Origin of the sequence: Sporanaerobacter sp. (assembly GCF_047830725.1) — a bacterium.
Lineage (GTDB): Bacteria > Bacillota > Clostridia > Tissierellales > Sporanaerobacteraceae > Sporanaerobacter.
Window position 1 is genome coordinate 1,590,379 of the sequence record NZ_CP181252.1, and the last position, 17,324, is coordinate 1,607,702.

Sequence of the window (17,324 nt, forward strand, 5' to 3'; positions counted from 1 at the left end):
TTTTATAAAAGATGTGTAGGTGATGCCATGAATTATGTTGTTGATGCTTTAAAATGGATAGTAGACAATATTCTTTTAATCAATATTTTGTTAGCCATACTGTTGGTTTTCTTTGAGAGAAGGAATCCTACTATTACTTGGCTATGGCTTATGATTCTTTTTTTCTTGCCTGGTATTGGATTTTTAATTTATCTATTTTTGGGACAAGACTTAAGAAAGAAGAAAATGTTTAAAATTAAAGAAGAAGAAGATGCATATTTTAAAGATATTGTTGCTACTCAGGAAAAGTTTATTGAAAAGAATAAGTTCAATTACAATGATCCCAAAGTGGCAGAATATGAAGATATTATTCAACTACATCTTATGAGTAGTGAATCTATTTATACTCAAGACAATGATGTGGAACTATTTTTTTCGGGATTAGATAAATTTAATTCTCTTTTAAAAAGTATAGAGGATGCAAAAGAATATATTCATATGGAATATTATATTATTAGAAGTGATACTATTTCAACTCGAATAGTTGAAGCATTGACAAGAAAAGCAAAAGAAGGTGTAGAAGTTAAGTTAATCTATGATGGTATGGGAGGCAGGACACTGCCAAGAGGATTTTTTAAGGAGTTGATTAGAGCTGGGGGTGAGGTTGCTTGCTTTTTACCACCATTTTCTCCTTATTTGAGTATAAGAATTAATTATAGAAATCATAGAAAAATTTGCGTTGTTGATGGTAAAGAAGGATATGTAGGAGGATTTAATATTGGTGATGAATATTTAGGTTATTCTAAAAAATTTGGGTATTGGAGAGATACTCACGCGAAGATTAGAGGAACGGCAGTTAAAGGTTTACAATGGAGGTTCTTGCTTGATTGGAGATTTGTATCAGGTAGTGAGATAGAAATAAGTGAAAAATATTTTCCTAAAATCTCCACTCAAGGTGAAACGGGAATCCAAATAGTTTCATCTGGTCCAGACTCTAAATGGACCAGCATCAAAGATGGATATCTTAAAATGATTATAAATGCAAGAAGTAAAGTTTACATTCAAACTCCGTATTTTATACCTGATGACAGTATATTAGAAGCACTAAAAATAGCAGGACTATCTGGAGTCGATGTGAGGGTTATCATTCCTTCTAAGCCAGATCATCCTTTTGTATATTGGGCTAGTTTGTCTTATATAGGTGAACTTCTTCAAGCTGGAGTTAAGTTTTATACGTATCAGGAAGGATTTATGCATAGTAAAGTGATTGTCATGGATGATGTAGTTTCATCTGTAGGCACGGCAAATTTAGACATAAGAAGTTTCAAACTAAATTTTGAAGTAAATGCATTTATTTATGATGAAAATATAAATAAAGAAATAACAGAAAAAATACATGAGGATTTTAAAAAATGCAAGGAAATCACGATAGAAGAATATGAAAAAAGATCTATTGTTGTAAAATTTAAAGAGTCAGTTTCAAGGCTTTTATCTCCAATTCTTTAACATAAAAAAAGCATCTCTGGTTATACTAAAACAGAGGTGGTAAAGATTGAGAAAAAAAGCTATAGTTTTTTTTAATATAATAGTTGCTTTATTTTTAATTTCTTCTTGCAAGGGAAATCCTTCTAAAAAGCCAAATGCTTATGAGAAAAAAGATAAGGCTCCTCAAAGTTTAAACTCTATTTTAGAAAATGTGAATTCAATTCTTAAAGATGTGGAAGAGGTAAAAAAGGTAGCAATTAAGCCTGAATTAAGTGATGAAGATAAAGAAAAGGATTCAAAAAACAAAACTGATGAAAAAAAGACATCAAAAGAGAAAGAGATACAGAAACTTTGGGATAGTATGAATAAAAGTATAAATGATATTCATAAATATTGGAATGTGTATGAAATTGAAGGAGCTAAAAAAGGTATTACTGCTGATAGTACTTTTAAGTTTGAGGAAAGTATAAATTCTTTGACACTTGCTATTGAAAATAGGGACAGTTTCAATATATTAAATAGTGGTAGTGAAGTATATAAAAATTTATCATCTTTTTTTGATTTATATAAAGATGAAATAAAAGGTGATATAAGCAAAATAAAATATTGTGTTTATAAAGCTTATTTGATAGCAGAAAAGGGAGAGATAGATGCTTCTAAAGAAGTTTTGACAGAAGCGGAAAATTATATAAATAATATGAGAATTAAATTGACTAAAGACAAGGAAAAAAGCAAAAATGTAGATAAAATTAGTTTTTCCATTCAAGATATGAAAGAAGTGCTAAAACTAAACAACAGCAACTTACTTAAGATAAAGAGGGATATAGTGCTTAAAAATCTTGAGACATTAGAAAAATAATGTCAATTTAACGATGTTGTGGTATACTTTATTTTAGAAAAACAAGGGGGTAGATATGAGTGAAAAATGAAGCTATTAGAGACTATATTGTTATGAATGGAGAAATTATTGCAAATGGAGAAACAAATGTATTTGAGGATATAAACAAGCCTCCTATTTATGAAGTTATAAGAGTTATAAAAGGGATACCACTTTTTTTAGAAGAACATTTAGAAAGAATGAGAAAATCATCAGCTATTGTTGGTTATACAATATATAGAACTGATGATGAAATAAAAGAGGATATAAAAAAATTAATAAATAAAAACAATGTTAAAAATTTAAATATAAAATTGCTGTGTACTGAAATTCAAGGGAGAGGACAAGTTTTTTTAGCTTATTTTATAAAAAGCTATTATCCAGAACCAAGGGTTTATATGGAAGGCATTCATACTATTTTATATCATTTTGAAAGAGAAAATCCAAATGCTAAGATACTAAATGTTTCTTTTAAAGAGGATGTGAATAGAAAAATAGAAGAAAATAATGCTTTTGAAGCACTTCTTGTGAATAAAGATGGGTATATAACTGAAGGGAGTAGATCTAATATATTTTTTGTAAAAGATGAAGTGCTTTATACTGCTCCTAAGGGAGATGTGCTTTTAGGAGTCACAAGAAATCATATAATGGAAGTTTGCAAAAAATTAGGTTTAAAAGTTATAGAGGAAAATATTCATATAGAAGATTTATCTAAAATAAAAGGAGCTTTTATGACGGGTACATCAGTCAATGTACTTCCAATTAGAAGTATAGATGAAAAAAAATATGATTCTGTTGACAACGAAATAATAAAAGCTGTAAGTAATGGATATTTAAAAGAGATGGAAGAATACCTAGAAATAAATAGCCAAAAATATGTAGCAAATAAAGAAAATTAAATCTTATATTAGGAGAAGGTTAGAAATTTATGGATAAGAAAAAAATTAATTATTTATTTGGAATTCTTATTACCAGTGTGACTCTTGTTATAATTCTGACTAGTGAAAATTTAAAAGACTTGCCTGGACTTATAAGTAATACAAATATGATGTATTTGGCTTTAGCTTTAAGCATGATGTTGGGAGATTGGATTTTTGATGGATTAATATTGAACAGCATCACAAAAACGGTTTATGGAAAGTTTAGCTATTTTAAATCCTTGAAAATTGCAATTATAGGCCAATACTATAGTGCAATTACTCCTTTTTCAACAGGGGGGCAACCAGTTCAGGTATATTTGATGAGTAAGGAAGATATATCAGTTCCCAAAGGCTCATTAATACTTTTCAATAAATTCATAATATATCAAATGGCAGTAACTCTTTATTCTCTTGTAATGTTTATGTTGAAATTGAGTTTTATATTTAGCAAAGCTAAAGGGGCACTTCCATTTGTTATAGTAGGTTTTGTTCTAAATCTATTAGTGCTAGTTGGAATAATTTTATTATTTTATAGACCAGAATGGATAAAACCTATAGTACTGTATGTTTATAAATTTTTAAACAAGATTAAAATCATGAAAGATATTGATAAATATGTAAATAGATTAGATACAGCAATGGAAGAGTATATGCAAAGCGTAGAAAAAATAAAAGAAAATAGGAAGAATGCAGTACTTCTATTGATTCTCAATATAATAGAGTTAACTTTTTATTTTAGTATAACTTATTTTGTATATTTAGCATTAGGGCTTAATGAAGCAACATTTATAGACATTATAGCTATACAGTCACTAGTTTATATGGCAGCTTCTTATATTCCAACTCCAGGAACGGCAGGAGCTTCAGAAGGTGGATATTACTTGCTATTTAAGCCTTTGTTTTCATCAGGACTAATAGTATATGCTCTACTTCTTTGGAGAGCTATAAGCTATTATTTTAAAATAATAATTACAGGTATTGTGACACTTGTTGACCATATAATGAGGAAAAGAAAAAAAGTGGCAATATAAAAAAGTGCAGTTGTTTTTAAGCTGCACTTTTTTATGAGTTGCAAGTATTTTAAGCTATAGTTATATCATTGTTCAATTCTACTATTTTAAGTATGACTTCAACTGCTTTTTCCATAGCAAAAGTAGGAATATATTCAAATTTTCCGTGGAAATTGTGTCCACCAGTAAATAGGTTTGGACAAGGAAGTCCCATATATGAAAGCCTAGCTCCATCAGTGCCACCTCTTATAGGATTAATCAAAGGTTCAACTCCTACTTCCTCCATAGCCCTTTTAGCTATATTTACTATATGCATTACAGGTTCGATTTTTTCTTTCATATTGTAATATTGATCTTTCATTTCGATTGATAAAATATTTCCATATTTTATATTTAAAAAATTAACTATTTCATTTATAAGATTCTTTTTTTGCTCAAATTTATCCCTATTGTGGTCTCTAATTATATATTCAATTGTAGTATATTCCACTGTCCCTTCCATGCCCACAAGATGGAAAAAGCCTTCATATTCTTCAGTATATTCTGGTCTTTCATTTACAGGTAGCATACTATTTAATTCCATAGCTACAATCATAGAATTTATCATCTTGTTTTTTGCAGAACCTGGATGTACATTTCTACCTTGTATTTGAATTTTAACTCCTGCTGCATTGAAATTTTCGTATTCAAGTTCTCCCAAAGGGCCACCATCAACAGTATATGCATATTTAGCATTAAACTTATCTACATCAAAATGATCTGCACCACTACCTATTTCTTCATCAGGGGTAAAGCCTATTTTTATAGTCCCATGAGGTATTTGTGGGTTTTGGATCAAATATTCCATTGCTGTAACTATCTCAGCTATTCCAGCTTTGTCATCTGCCCCTAGAAGCGTAGTTCCATCAGTTGTTATAATTTCTTTTCCAATATAAAGTTTAAGTTCAGGGAAATCATCTGGTGATAGTACAATGTTTGTGGATTTATTGAGGATAATATCTCCTCCATCGTAGTTTTTGATTATTTTAGGATTTATATTTTTTCCCGACATATCTGGACTCGTATCCATATGTGAAATAAAACCTATAGTTGGAACTTGTTTGTCAATATTAGAAGGTAAAGTTGCCATAACATATCCATTTTTATCAACAGATACATCTGAAAGCCCCAATTCTTTAAGTTCTTTTCCCAACTCTTTTGCAAATACAATTTGATTTTCAGTACTAGGAACAGTATTTGAATCTTCACATGATGTAGTTTCATACTTTACATATCTTAAAAAACGTTCAACAACATTAGACATATTTCTAGCCTCCTAAAAGATATTATATATACAATTATACTATTCTTTTTTAAAAATAGAAACTAATGTACCAAATAAGTCAAAAATGATAGTAAAAAATAAGATTATGTAAAATAAAAGGGAAAAATTTTTATGATTTTTTGTTTTAAAATTGTTATAATTATAAGGTATGTTAAATGCAGTTAGCTGCAAAATAAGATATTTTTATAACTATGGTTATTTTATCAAGTTTTGTGGTATCAAATATAATAAGAACTAAAGAAAGAGGGAATAGAGATATGACTAAAAAAACTTCTTTAGAATTGTTAAAAGATGAAATTGCAATGAAGAGGGGAGAATTAAATAGTCTTGTTGAAGGGGATGTAGATAGACAAAAATTGTTAAAAATTAGTATGGATTTAGATGAATTGATATACAAATATTATATGCTAGAAAAAGAATTTAAAGAAGATAAGGCTGCTGAATAGCAGCCTAAATTTTATCCTAATGTTATGTCTAAAAACATCATCACGACAAATCCTATCATTATACCATAAGTAGCAGATCTTTCATGCCCACCTCTATGAGTTTCTGGTATGATTTCATCACTTATAACAAATAGCATTGCTCCAGCAGCAAAAGCCAAAGTAAAAGGTAATATAGGCCTAAATATTTTTACAAGCCATAGACCTAAAAGCCCACCTATAGGTTCTACTAAGCCTGTTAAGAGTGCTATAAAGAAAGCTCTTGAAGGAGGATATTTTTCTCTTACCAATGCTAATGCTACAGCTAAACCTTCTGGCATATTTTGAATTCCTATACCTATTGCCAAAGTTAATCCATTTGCAATATTGTTATCTCCAAATCCTACTCCTACAGCTAAACCTTCTGGGAAATTGTGAATGGTTATTGCTATGATAAATAACCAAATTCTAGCCAGAGAAGAATTTTTCCCTTCAGTACGTTCATCTAATAAATGAACATGAGGCGAGTACTTATCAGTTAGGTCTAAAAAAATTCCCCCTGCTAATATGCCCATAGAAGTTACTAGTGCACCCTTAGCCCCACCACCAGCATATTCAATACTTGGTATTACAAGTGAAAAAGATGTGGCTGCCAACATCACACCAGCTGCAAATCCCAACAAAGTATCCAACATTTTGTCGGAAATATTCTTAGTTAAAAATATGGGCAAAGCACCTACGGCAGTTAAAAGTCCTGCACAGAGGCTTGATATCATACCTATGAGCATGATATTGTCTGAGTTTAAAATTTTTTCCATGTAAGTCTTCCTTTCTAGATCTTTTATTATAAATACCCATATTATTATATATTAATAACTAAAGAATAGAAAATAAAATAAGAATCACAATAAGAATTATGGCAATTGTAAATATAGTATATAGTATTTTTTTTCTAATAAAGAAAAATTTCATAGGTTCACCCCTCAAAATGTTCTAATATAAATTATTCATATATCTATATTTATATTACTGATTTTTCTTTTTTAATACAGGATTTACAGAACAATAGTTATATATTATAATGAATAAAAGAAATGGGGGGGATTTTTATGACAGTAAAAATTTTATCTGATAGTGCTTGCGATTTGCCTGATGAAATACTGAAAGAGTACAATATTGACATTTTGCCTATACTTGTAATTAAGGATGATGAGGAATATTTAGACAAAGTTACTCTGGATCCAAAGAAGATGTATGATGACATGAGAAATGGATTAGTATATAAGACATCGCAAATTCCACCATATATGTTTGAAGAAAAATTTGAAGAAATAGCTAAAAGTGGTGAAAGTACTATATATATATGTTTTTCATCAGGATTATCAGGAACTTACAATACTTCCTTAATAGTTAGGGATTCTATTAGAGAAAAATATCCAAATTTAGATCTTGATATAGTTGACTCTAGATCAGCTTCTGTAGGTTTTGGACTTTTAGTATATAAAGCTGCTAAGATGGCAAAAGAAGGCAAATCAAAAGAAGAAATATTGAGGATGTTGGATTTTTATGTAGCACATATTGAACATATATTTACTGTAGATAATTTAGAGTACTTATTTAGAGGAGGAAGGGTATCCAGAGCTCAAGCTTTTGTAGGGGGATTGCTAAATATAAAACCTATACTGGACATACCGGAAGATGGCACTTTGAGACCAATTGAGAAGGTAAGGGGAAGGAACAAAGTTTTAAATAGGATGCTAGAAATCATGCAAGAGCGTGGAGGAAATGCAGACTTAAAAAATCAAACTATTGGTATAAATCATGGTGATGATTTAGAAGGAGCGTTGAAATTAAAGGAAATGATTGAAGAAAGATATGGATGTACAGATTTTGTAATAAATATCATAGGATGTGCAATAGGAGCACACTCAGGTCCAGGAACGCTATCAGTATTTTTCTTAAATGAAAAGCCAAGTCAGGAATTTTAATTCTGACTTGGCTTTTAAAATTGTGAAGATATTATAAAAAAAATTAAATTTGGACTAGACAAACTCAAAATAACATAGTATAATAAATAATGTCCTTTGGATATGCACCTTTAGCTCAGATGGTAGAGCAACTGACTCTTAATCAGTGGGCCCAGGGTTCGAGTCCCTGAAGGTGCACCAGATAAATACAGGCTTGCAGATTTTTACACTCTGCAAGCTTTTTATGTGCAACTTGCAAGGTTTTTTTATTTATAGTAATATATAAAGGAATAATATTTGTAGATGATTGGGAATATATAGTTAAGCAACTAGACTTTGTTGGGAGTGATAAAATGAAAAAGAAAATCTATATGTTTTTTATCATATTATCTATACTTAGTATTGTTACAGCTTGTAGCAATGTGAATTCAAAACAAGAAATTTTAGAGGAAAAAGAAGATAAAACAAAAACAGAACCAATAATAGAAGAAACAAGCAAAATATACGACTATTTTCCTTTTTTACAAAATACATTGATGATGTATTATGGAGAAGGAAATGAATATGCAGAACAAAAGGTTTATTTTGACTATATTGAAGACAATAAGGCACAAATCAGAATTATAAATGCAGGGACAGAGGTAGTGCAAATATTGGAATATAAAGATGGAGAACTTAAGAAAGTTTATACAGAAGGAGAATTTTATCATATTGAGAACTTACTTAAAGAAAATGTAAAAGAAGATGAAAATGCTGAAATCATTTTAAAGGAACCTTTAAAGGTAGGTATGTCTTGGAAACTGCCAAATGGGAAAAACAGAACTATAACAGGCTCTGGAGTGGAAATAAATACTCCATATAAAAAATTCAAAGCTTTAGAGGTGACAACTGAATTAGGAGATAAAGAAAAGCAAATTGATTATTATGTAAAGGGCATAGGCCATGTGGCAAGTATTTATAGCTCAGGTGATTTTGAAGTAAAAACTCTTTTAGAAAGGCTTGAAAAAAATAAACCATTAGTTCACGGTATTAGATTTTATTATCCAGAAGAAAAAGGCACAAAACTTGTATATAAAAATATTGATTTGCAATTCAGAACCAATGATAGTATAGAAAGTATATTTGAAAATGGATTTAAAAATCCCCCATCATCTAAAGCAATATCTCTCATATCTAAAAATACTAAAATTAATTCTATAGTTTTAGATAAAGATAATGGAATAGTCAAAGTAGATTTTTCTAAGGAATTAATTGAAGAAATGAATGCTGGTAGTTTGTTAGAAACGCAAATTTTAGACAGTATCGTATATACGTTTACTGATTATTATGGAGTAGATAAAGTTTATATTTCAACTGATGGAGAACCTTATAGCTCAGGACATTATGAAATTAGAGAAAATGAATATTTCACTAGAGAAGATGAAAATATTGAGGAATTGCAATAAAAGGAACAACTATTTTAGTTGTTCCTTTTATTTAATATGTTTTTTTATATCAAATATTTTGGGGGAATAGGTGCATAATATTTTAACTAATTTGCTTGTATAGTTATCCCAATTGTGTTTTAATGTAGAATTTATATGAATACTATCTCCTGGATATAGTTCAAATCTTTGATTTTCTAAAAAAACAGTCAAAACTCCTTCCAAAACATAAGTGAATTCTTCACCTTCATGAGAATATGGAATTACTTCTTCATTGGTATAATTAGGTAGTATAGTAATCATAAATGGAGACATATTTTCAGTTTCTTTATCATTTCCCAAATTATGATATATAAATCGAGAGTTTTCAACTATTGATAATTTTTGTTCAAAACTTCGAGTTATTCTATTTTCATTGTTAGCGGGTGGTTCAAAAAAATAGCTTAAATCAACACCTAAAGCAAATGCAATATTTTCCAATGAAGATATCGCAACGGAAGTAAGCCCTCTTTCTAATTGAGATAAATAACCAATTGATAAATTAGTTTTTTCACTAAGTTCTTTTAATGTCATTTTTTTCGATGTTCTGAGGTCTTTAAGTTTTTCCCCTATTTCTTGGTCCATTAATTGTTCCTCCTCATAAGAGTATATAAAAATTTATAAAAATATTTACATATCAATACTAGCATTAAAATAAATTTCATTCAAGGAAAAATTTTGGCAATAAATTTTATATATTTGAATTTTGTCGGAAGTAAGATTTAAAATCAAAAAACTTATATGTTTTATACATTAAAAGCAAAACATATAATTAAGTATATACTAAAAAATAGACAAAATGTTCACAAAAATGAAAAAATACTGAATTAAGTATTGAAAAAAATTTAACCATGTATTATACTAAAGCTATAAATAATTATTTAAAATTTTATAAATATTTAAAAAACAAAAGAAAATTATAGGGAAAAGTAAAAAAGAAAGGAGGAAAAGCAATTTAAGAATATGTAAAAATATTCACTATGAGGTTAGGAGGGTAATTATGGGAAAATTCAAAAAAATTATTGCTTTATTAATAACTGTATTGCTATGTTTAGGAATGTTAGTTGGATGTGGTAATGATGTCAGTACTGGAGGAGGGTCAGAAGGAGATAAAAAGGCTAAGGAACAAGTGTATAGTTTTAGTACTTTGGATGAACCTACAGGTTTAAATCCAATGCTTAATACAACTGAGCCTGATTATTCAGTGCAAAGAATGATTCTTGAAAGTTTAATTTATTATGTATCTGATGAAAATGGTGTTGCAGTAATTAAACCAGGAGTTGCAGAGGATTGGTCAGTAAATGAGGATGGTACTGTATATACTTTTAAAATCAGAGAAAACGCTGTCTGGAATGACGGTGTTCCAGTAAAAGCAGATGATTTTGTTTATACATTTAGAAAGATGGCTACACCAGAAGTAGGTTCTACAAATGCATGGTTATTTGATAATATAATTCTTAATTTTTCAGAAGCACATTACAGTAATGGGAAAAATCCAGAGGATATTGGGGTAAAAGCAATTGATGAAAAAACTGTTGAGTTTACATTGACCAAACCTTGTTCATATTTTGTTCAATTGCTTGATCGTGCAAAACCTGTGAGGGAGGACAAATATGAAGAATGGGGAGAAGAATATGGTTCTTCAGTAGATAAAATTGTGACTAATGGAATATTTGAACTTCAAAACTGGGAACCAAATGTTAAAATGAATTTTGTTAAAAATGAAAAATATTGGGATGCTGAAAATGTAAAACTTGAGAAGGTTAATAGATATATTGTAGAAGAACCAGCTGCAGCAGTTCAAGCATTGTTATCTGGAGACACTGATTTTGTGGGAACAAACGATCCTGACTGGCAAGGAAAGATTGAAGCAGAGGGAGATAAGTACACAAAATTTGAATTAGTCGGCAATGCTCCTGAATTCTATGGATTTAATTGTTCAAATAAATATTTCAAGAATCCCAAAATAAGATTAGCATTTTCTTTGGCAATAGATAGAGAAAAATACAATGAAGATCTAAATCATGGAGCTTCTACACCACTTTATTCTTTGGTACCGGATGTTATAAACTGTGGTGAGAAATTATATAAAGATTTAATTGATGAAGATATCAATATATTAAAAGATTTGCAAGAAGAATATCCAGATCCAAAGGCACTTTTAATTGAGGGTCTTAAAGAAGAAGGGCTTGATCCAGATCCAGCAAAAATGGAAGTCAGATATGCAACAAGAGGTACATCAGAGTATTCCAAAAAATCAGCAGAATGGTTGTTGCAAGAATGGCAAGAAAAGCTAGGCGTTACAATTACTATTGATATGATGGAATGGAATATTATGTGGGATAAAGTTGATGAAGGAGATTATGATATATGTACTGCAGGTTGGAGTCCTGATTACAATGATCCTAGTACATTGCTAAGTATTTATGATCCTGTTAATGGTTATTTTGATAGCAAAAAATCAGGATGGACAGGACCTGATGCAGATAAATATCACGAATTGATTGAAAAAGCTTCTTTAAGTATTGATGATAAGGAAAGAGCAAAATTATTTTATGAAGCAGAAAAGATTTTGGTTGGTACAGGGGTTATTGCACCTGTTTATTGTGGAAAAGGAACATATTATAGAGCTAATTATTTAAAAGGCTATTATTTGAGTCCAAATGCTGGAGTAGATTATACAAAGGTATATATTGAATAAATGAAGGAATTTGACTTTTAAGGTAGATAAATTTTTTTAAAAAATTGAAATTAAAGATAAACAAGACATAGTTTATTTATAAATATGTCTTGTTTATCAAAATTTTCAATAAATTTCCGCTGCTAATATATAAACATTGAAATGCAGGATAAGTATTAAAAGAGGAGTGAAATTATGTTTAAATTTATTCTTAAGAGAATATTTTATGGTTTGTTTACTTTATTTTTGATTACAACAGCAACCTTTTTCTTAATTGCAGGTGCTCCTGGAGATCCTATTGCAGCCAAAGTAGGTCAGATGCCTGAAAAGGCCCAAGCTGTAATTCGTACAAAATACGGTCTTGATAAGCCTGTTGTTGTGAGATATGGAATATATATGAAAAATCTTATAACAAAGGGTGATTTTGGAGAATCTATAGTTTATACTGGGAAATCTGTAAACGATATCATAAAGAAAAATGCACCAATTTCAGCTAAAATAGGTATTATTGCTTTAGTACTTCAGATCGTCATAGGAGTATTATTGGGATTAATATCAGCACTTCACAGAGGGAAAACGCCCGATTACATAATAAGGGTCCTCGTGGTACTAGCCATATGTGTCCCAAGTTTCGTATTTGCTGCATTGCTCCAGTATTTTATAGGTTTCAAATGGAAATTGGCTCCTGTATTTGGTTGGGGAGAAATGAAACATTATATTTTGCCAGTGTTGGCATATACCATTGGTGGCGTTGCAAGTTATACAAAGTTTATGAGAAGTAGTACTCTTTCTGTTATAAATGAGGATTATATTCTTACTGCAAAATCAAAGGGTTGCAAAAAAGGAAGGGTTATTAAAAAACACGTTATGAGAAATTCTATGATTCCTATTGTCACTATGACGGGTCCTGCAATTGCAGGTATATTTGCTGGGTCTTTTGTTATTGAAAGAATATTTTCTATACCAGGTCTTGGGTCTTACTATGTAAAATCTGTAACTAATAATGATTATACTATGATATTAGGATTTACTATATTTTTTGCAGCATTATATGTTTTATCATTGATTTTTGTAGATATTATGTATGGAGTTGTTGATCCAAGAATTAGAATTACGAGTTCCGAAGATTAAAATTTTTAGATAAAATATAGTATAAAAGATGCGAGTTTTTAAGATTGTCCTGAAAAAGTAAGGGGGTAACAATGTGGATATTGTAAATAATGATGTAGGTATATATGTAGATGATGCGGTTTTGACGGATGATATGTTTGAAAGAGTAGGAACTAAAGGATTATCTTCCGAAAAAATACAGAAGCCTTCAATTACATATTGGGCAGATGTATGGAGAAGATTTAAAGAAAATAAGTTGGCTATATTAGGGTTAATAATGCTAGTAGTAGTAATTGCGACTTTATATTTGGGGCCTACGATTTCTGGGAAGGATTATCAATACATTGATGCTTCTCAAAAAAACTTAAAACCAAATTTAAAATATTGGTTTGGTACTGATGATATGGGCAGAGATTTGTTTTCGAGAGTTTGTGTAGGTGGAAGAGTTTCTATATTAATTGGACTTCTTTGTACTTTAGTTATGTTTGTTATAGGCTCACTTTTAGGTATAATAGCAGGATTGAAAGGTGGATGGGTAGACAATATTATTATGAGAATATGTGAATTTATTGGTAATCTACCTTATTTAATTATTGTTATAATATTGACTTTGGTAATGGGAAGAAGTTTGTTTTCTTTAATATTTGCAATGAGTATTACTTCTTGGATAGGAACAACTCGTATGGTTAGAGGACAAGTATTACAAATAAAAGAGCAAGATTATGTTCAAGCAGCTGTTGCACTTGGGGCAAATATGAATAGAATCATTATCAAACATCTTTTGCCAAATGTTTTAGGAATTATAATGGTTGATATCACAATGTCTGTTCCTGGTTTTATTTTTGGAGAGGCATTTCTTAGCTATATAGGTTTAGGGGTAAGGCCACCTGAAGTTAGCTGGGGTGCTTTGGCATCGGCAGGACAGCAAAGCTTGATGTTTTATCCTCATCAATTGTTTTTTCCATGTTTGATGATTGTTATTACTACACTGTCATTTCATTTGATAGGTGATGGTCTTTCGGATGCATTAGATCCAAAATTGAGGGAGTAGGTGATTTATATGAATAGTGAAAGAATTTTAGAAATTAAAAACTTAAAAGTCTCATTCAAAACTTATGCTGGAATTGTACAAGCAGTTAGAGGTGTCGATTTTCATTTGGATAAAGGAGAAACTCTTGCTATTGTAGGGGAGTCAGGCTGTGGAAAGACTGTTACTTCTAAAGCTATTATGGGATTATTACCAAGTTCTCAAACAATAATGGAAAAAGATAATTCTGAAATTAATTTTGATGGCAAAAACCTTCTTGAGCTTAGTGAATCAGAAATGAGCAAAATTAGAGGAAGACAAATTTCTATGATATTTCAGGATCCTATGACTTCTTTAAATCCAACAATGAAGATTGGAAATCAGATTGCTGAAAGTATAATTATACATGAAAATGTATCGTCAAGTGAAGCTAGACTTCGTGCACTAAAAATGCTTGAACTTGTTAGAATACCAAATGCAAAGGAAAGATTAGATCAATATCCTCACGAATTTTCTGGTGGTATGCGCCAGAGAGTAATGATTGCAATTGCACTTGCTTGCAATCCTAAAATTTTGATTGCAGATGAACCAACGACAGCATTGGATGTAACAATTCAAGCACAAATCATGGACTTAATAAATGATTTAAAGAAAGAGTTGGATACAGGAGTTATTTTAATAACTCACGATCTAGGCGTTGTAGCTAGTGTAGCGGATAGAATACATGTAATGTATGCTGGGAAAATAGTTGAAAAAGGAACTACAGATGAAATATTTTATAATCCGAAACATCCATATACTTTTGCACTATTGAAATCAGTCCCCAAGCTTCATATAAGTGAAAGGGAAAAATTATATTCATTAGCAGGTACTCCTCCAGACTTGACAGATCCTCCAATTGGTTGCCCTTTTGCCGCAAGATGCGAGTTTGGAATGAAAGTTTGCAGGACGATTTATCCTAAAACCGTAAATTTTGGAGATGAACATGAATCTTGCTGCTGGCTGCATAATGAAAAGGCTGATACTAGAGGTGTTCCAGATCTATTGCTACAAAGGGGTGAACTAAATGGATAATAGTGAAGTATTAATTGAGGTTAAAAACTTAAAAAAATATTTTAAAGCTGGCCGTAAAGCAACTGTAAAAGCCGTTGATGATATAAGTTTTAATATCAAGAGAGGTGAAACTTTAGGACTTGTTGGAGAATCTGGTTGTGGGAAAACAACTTGTGGGAAAACTGTGTTGGGACTATATGGTGCCACAGGAGGAGAAGTTATATTTGATGGAATAAATGTTCATACATTAAAATCAAAGGAAAAGAAGGAATTTAGAAAAAGGGCTCAAATTATATTTCAAGACCCATATTCTTCTTTAAATCCTAGAATGACAGTTGAAGATATTATTGGGGAAGGAATAGATATACACGATCTTTATAGAGGAAAAGACAGAAAAGAAAAAATTTTCGAACTACTTGAAACCGTTGGATTAAATAAAGAACATGCATCTAGATTTCCTCATGAATTTTCAGGAGGACAAAGACAGAGAATAGGAATTGCTAGAGCATTGGCTATTGAACCTGAATTTATAGTTTGTGATGAACCTATTTCTGCTCTAGATGTTTCTATCCAAGCACAAGTAGTAAATCTTCTAGTTGAATTGCAAAAGGAAAAAAAGTTAACTTATCTATTTATAGCACATGATTTGTCTATGGTTAAGTATATTTCTGACAGGGTAGGAGTAATGTATTTAGGTCATTTGGTTGAGCTTGCGGAAAGTGAAGAACTCTATAGAAATCCATTGCATCCATATACTGTAGCATTGCTATCTTCAATACCAATACCTGATCCAGAACAAGAAAGAAAGAAAACGAGAATACCAATAGAAGGAGAAATACCAAGCCCTATCAATCCACCACCAGGATGCAAGTTTGCACCTAGATGTAAGATGGCAAGAGAAATTTGTAAAGAAAAAATGCCAGAACTTGTTGAGATAAAGAAAGGACATTTTGTTGCTTGCCATCTATTATAAGAAAATGGAATTTAGTTATATTTAAATATATTGCAAATACTAACTTGGAATAGTGTCATGCTGTGATACTATTCCTCCCCCTATTTGTCTGATAAAAATATGATGAATAATTAAAAAAAGAGGTGATCCTTTGGGGCAAGGCTATATTTTCAATATACAAAGATTTTCTATTCATGATGGACCAGGGATTAGAACAACTATTTTTTTAAAAGGATGTCCATTACGTTGTTGGTGGTGCCACAATCCAGAAGGACAAATTTTAGATAGGGAATTGGCTATATTTAAGAATAGGTGTATTGGATGTGGCGGTTGCAAGAATATATGTGAAATGAATGCTGCAACAATTAAAGAAAATAAAGTTTTTATTGAAAGACAAAAGTGCAATTTGTGTGGGAAATGCGTAGAGGTATGCCCTGGGAAGGCACTTGAATTTGTGGGAAAATTAGTCACTGATGAGTGGGTTATTAATGAAGTAGAAAAAGATGCAATATTTTATGATGAATCCAATGGAGGAGCGACGATATCAGGGGGAGAACCTTTGATGCAGTTTGATTTCTTATTTAGTATAGTTAAAGGTCTTAAAAAGTCAGGGATTCATGTAGCTGTAGATACATCTGGGTATGCTGAATGGGAAAAAATTGAAAAATTAATAGATGAAGTAGATTTGTTTTTATATGATATCAAATTGATAAATGATGTAAAGCATAAGAAATATACAGGAGTATCAAATAAAGTGATATTAGACAATATAGAGAAACTTTTAAACAGTGGGGCAAAAGTTATTCCAAGAATTCCTTTTATTCCAGGAATAAATGATGACTTAGAAGACATAAAAGAATTTTCTAAATTTTTAGGAAAATTAGGCGTTAAAAAAGTTAATATACTACCCTATCATGACTATGGAAGAGAAAAATACAGTAGATTTGGGAAAGAATATAGAATCCCTAAGGATTTGCTTTTATCTGATGAAAAGAAGAAATTAATAGAGAAAGAGTTTAATGAAAAAGGTATAAGTATAATTATAGGAGGGTAGA

Annotated in this window: 16 protein-coding genes and 1 tRNA gene; 14 read left to right on the forward strand and 3 right to left on the reverse strand. The window is 30.5% G+C overall.

Going from position 1 to position 17,324, the window contains the following annotated elements; genetic code table 11:
- The first annotated feature begins 27 nt into the window (after window positions 1-27).
- Genes cls through ACFWUA_RS07845 form a run of 4 tightly spaced genes read left to right on the forward strand, consistent with a single transcriptional unit; the run spans window position 28 to window position 4,292 of the window.
- Window positions 28-1,485 (forward strand): cardiolipin synthase, encoded by a 1,458-nt coding sequence (gene cls / locus ACFWUA_RS07830; RefSeq protein ID WP_416197490.1) that lies wholly within the window; start codon window positions 28-30, stop codon window positions 1,483-1,485.
- A gap of 46 nt (window positions 1,486-1,531) precedes the next feature.
- Window positions 1,532-2,323: a hypothetical protein gene (locus ACFWUA_RS07835; RefSeq protein WP_416197491.1), complete on the forward strand. Its 792-nt coding sequence runs from the start codon at window positions 1,532-1,534 to the stop codon at window positions 2,321-2,323.
- A gap of 59 nt (window positions 2,324-2,382) precedes the next feature.
- Complete coding sequence (locus ACFWUA_RS07840) at window positions 2,383-3,240, forward strand: aminotransferase class IV (protein ID WP_416197492.1); 858 nt, start codon at window positions 2,383-2,385, stop codon at window positions 3,238-3,240.
- 29 nt (window positions 3,241-3,269) lie between these two features.
- The gene (locus tag ACFWUA_RS07845) at window positions 3,270-4,292 is read left to right on the forward strand and encodes a lysylphosphatidylglycerol synthase transmembrane domain-containing protein (RefSeq protein ID WP_416197493.1); all 1,023 of its coding nucleotides are present in this window, start codon (window positions 3,270-3,272) and stop codon (window positions 4,290-4,292) included.
- 49 nt (window positions 4,293-4,341) lie between these two features.
- On the opposite strand, the gene pepT is transcribed toward ACFWUA_RS07845, so the two are convergent.
- A complete protein-coding gene (gene pepT, locus ACFWUA_RS07850; RefSeq protein WP_416197494.1) occupies window positions 4,342-5,574 on the reverse strand; it encodes a peptidase T in 1,233 nt (410 codons plus the stop codon).
- A 278-nt stretch (window positions 5,575-5,852) separates the two neighbouring features.
- Here pepT and ACFWUA_RS07855 point away from each other — a divergent pair, with 278 nt between their 5' ends.
- Window positions 5,853-6,041 (forward strand): Spo0E family sporulation regulatory protein-aspartic acid phosphatase, encoded by a 189-nt coding sequence (locus ACFWUA_RS07855; RefSeq protein ID WP_416197495.1) that lies wholly within the window; start codon window positions 5,853-5,855, stop codon window positions 6,039-6,041.
- Window positions 6,042-6,052: 11 nt separating this feature from the next.
- Here ACFWUA_RS07855 and ACFWUA_RS07860 read toward each other — a convergent pair whose 3' ends face one another.
- Window positions 6,053-6,835 carry a ZIP family metal transporter gene (locus tag ACFWUA_RS07860; RefSeq protein WP_416197496.1) on the reverse strand — a complete coding sequence of 261 codons (783 nt, stop codon included), beginning with the start codon at window positions 6,833-6,835 and terminating at the stop codon, window positions 6,053-6,055.
- A 291-nt stretch (window positions 6,836-7,126) separates the two neighbouring features.
- Between ACFWUA_RS07860 and ACFWUA_RS07865 the strand changes: the two genes are divergently transcribed.
- The 3 genes from ACFWUA_RS07865 to ACFWUA_RS07875 all read left to right on the forward strand — a co-directional run bounded on the left by ACFWUA_RS07865 (window position 7,127) and on the right by ACFWUA_RS07875 (window position 9,429).
- Entirely contained in the window at window positions 7,127-8,005 is an 879-nt protein-coding gene (locus ACFWUA_RS07865; protein ID WP_416197497.1) for a DegV family protein, read from the forward strand.
- A gap of 104 nt (window positions 8,006-8,109) precedes the next feature.
- A tRNA-Lys gene (locus tag ACFWUA_RS07870) sits at window positions 8,110-8,185 on the forward strand.
- Window positions 8,186-8,337: 152 nt separating this feature from the next.
- A complete protein-coding gene (locus ACFWUA_RS07875) occupies window positions 8,338-9,429 on the forward strand; it encodes a GerMN domain-containing protein (RefSeq protein WP_416197498.1) in 1,092 nt (363 codons plus the stop codon).
- 27 nt (window positions 9,430-9,456) lie between these two features.
- Here the strand turns inward: ACFWUA_RS07875 and ACFWUA_RS07880 are convergent, their stop codons facing one another.
- Window positions 9,457-10,032 carry a helix-turn-helix domain-containing protein gene (locus tag ACFWUA_RS07880; RefSeq protein ID WP_416197499.1) on the reverse strand — a complete coding sequence of 192 codons (576 nt, stop codon included), beginning with the start codon at window positions 10,030-10,032 and terminating at the stop codon, window positions 9,457-9,459.
- 415 nt (window positions 10,033-10,447) lie between these two features.
- Here ACFWUA_RS07880 and ACFWUA_RS07885 point away from each other — a divergent pair, with 415 nt between their 5' ends.
- The 6 genes from ACFWUA_RS07885 to ACFWUA_RS07910 all read left to right on the forward strand — a co-directional run bounded on the left by ACFWUA_RS07885 (window position 10,448) and on the right by ACFWUA_RS07910 (window position 17,323).
- Window positions 10,448-12,148 (forward strand): peptide ABC transporter substrate-binding protein, encoded by a 1,701-nt coding sequence (locus ACFWUA_RS07885; protein ID WP_416197500.1) that lies wholly within the window; start codon window positions 10,448-10,450, stop codon window positions 12,146-12,148.
- A 174-nt stretch (window positions 12,149-12,322) separates the two neighbouring features.
- A complete protein-coding gene (locus ACFWUA_RS07890) occupies window positions 12,323-13,258 on the forward strand; it encodes an ABC transporter permease (RefSeq protein WP_416197501.1) in 936 nt (311 codons plus the stop codon).
- Window positions 13,259-13,331: 73 nt separating this feature from the next.
- On the forward strand, window positions 13,332-14,288 hold the full coding sequence (locus ACFWUA_RS07895) for an ABC transporter permease (RefSeq protein WP_416197502.1): 957 nt from the start codon (window positions 13,332-13,334) through the stop codon (window positions 14,286-14,288).
- Window positions 14,289-14,297: 9 nt separating this feature from the next.
- On the forward strand, window positions 14,298-15,338 hold the full coding sequence (locus ACFWUA_RS07900) for an ABC transporter ATP-binding protein (protein WP_416197503.1): 1,041 nt from the start codon (window positions 14,298-14,300) through the stop codon (window positions 15,336-15,338).
- Window positions 15,331-16,290: an ABC transporter ATP-binding protein gene (locus ACFWUA_RS07905; protein WP_416197504.1), complete on the forward strand. Its 960-nt coding sequence runs from the start codon at window positions 15,331-15,333 to the stop codon at window positions 16,288-16,290. The genes ACFWUA_RS07900 and ACFWUA_RS07905 overlap by 8 nt, the downstream gene beginning before the upstream one ends.
- Window positions 16,291-16,420: 130 nt before the next feature.
- On the forward strand, window positions 16,421-17,323 hold the full coding sequence (locus tag ACFWUA_RS07910) for a glycyl-radical enzyme activating protein (RefSeq protein ID WP_416197505.1): 903 nt from the start codon (window positions 16,421-16,423) through the stop codon (window positions 17,321-17,323).
- Window position 17,324: the final 1 nt, after the last annotated feature.

What these genes read in the sequence shown, in the direction of transcription:
- cls (WP_416197490.1), top strand. Translation starts at nt 28, where the DNA reads ATGAATTATGTTGTTGATGCTTTAAAATGGATAGTAGACAATATTCTT.
- ACFWUA_RS07845 (WP_416197493.1), top strand. Translation starts at nt 3,270, where the DNA reads ATGGATAAGAAAAAAATTAATTATTTATTTGGAATTCTTATTACCAGT.
- pepT (WP_416197494.1), bottom strand. Translation starts at nt 5,574, where the DNA reads ATGTCTAATGTTGTTGAACGTTTTTTAAGATATGTAAAGTATGAAACT.
- ACFWUA_RS07855 (WP_416197495.1), top strand. Translation starts at nt 5,853, where the DNA reads ATGACTAAAAAAACTTCTTTAGAATTGTTAAAAGATGAAATTGCAATG.
- ACFWUA_RS07860 (WP_416197496.1), bottom strand. Translation starts at nt 6,835, where the DNA reads ATGGAAAAAATTTTAAACTCAGACAATATCATGCTCATAGGTATGATA.
- ACFWUA_RS07865 (WP_416197497.1), top strand. Translation starts at nt 7,127, where the DNA reads ATGACAGTAAAAATTTTATCTGATAGTGCTTGCGATTTGCCTGATGAA.
- ACFWUA_RS07875 (WP_416197498.1), top strand. Translation starts at nt 8,338, where the DNA reads ATGAAAAAGAAAATCTATATGTTTTTTATCATATTATCTATACTTAGT.
- ACFWUA_RS07880 (WP_416197499.1), bottom strand. Translation starts at nt 10,032, where the DNA reads ATGGACCAAGAAATAGGGGAAAAACTTAAAGACCTCAGAACATCGAAA.
- ACFWUA_RS07885 (WP_416197500.1), top strand. Translation starts at nt 10,448, where the DNA reads ATGGGAAAATTCAAAAAAATTATTGCTTTATTAATAACTGTATTGCTA.
- ACFWUA_RS07890 (WP_416197501.1), top strand. Translation starts at nt 12,323, where the DNA reads ATGTTTAAATTTATTCTTAAGAGAATATTTTATGGTTTGTTTACTTTA.
- ACFWUA_RS07900 (WP_416197503.1), top strand. Translation starts at nt 14,298, where the DNA reads ATGAATAGTGAAAGAATTTTAGAAATTAAAAACTTAAAAGTCTCATTC.
- ACFWUA_RS07905 (WP_416197504.1), top strand. Translation starts at nt 15,331, where the DNA reads ATGGATAATAGTGAAGTATTAATTGAGGTTAAAAACTTAAAAAAATAT.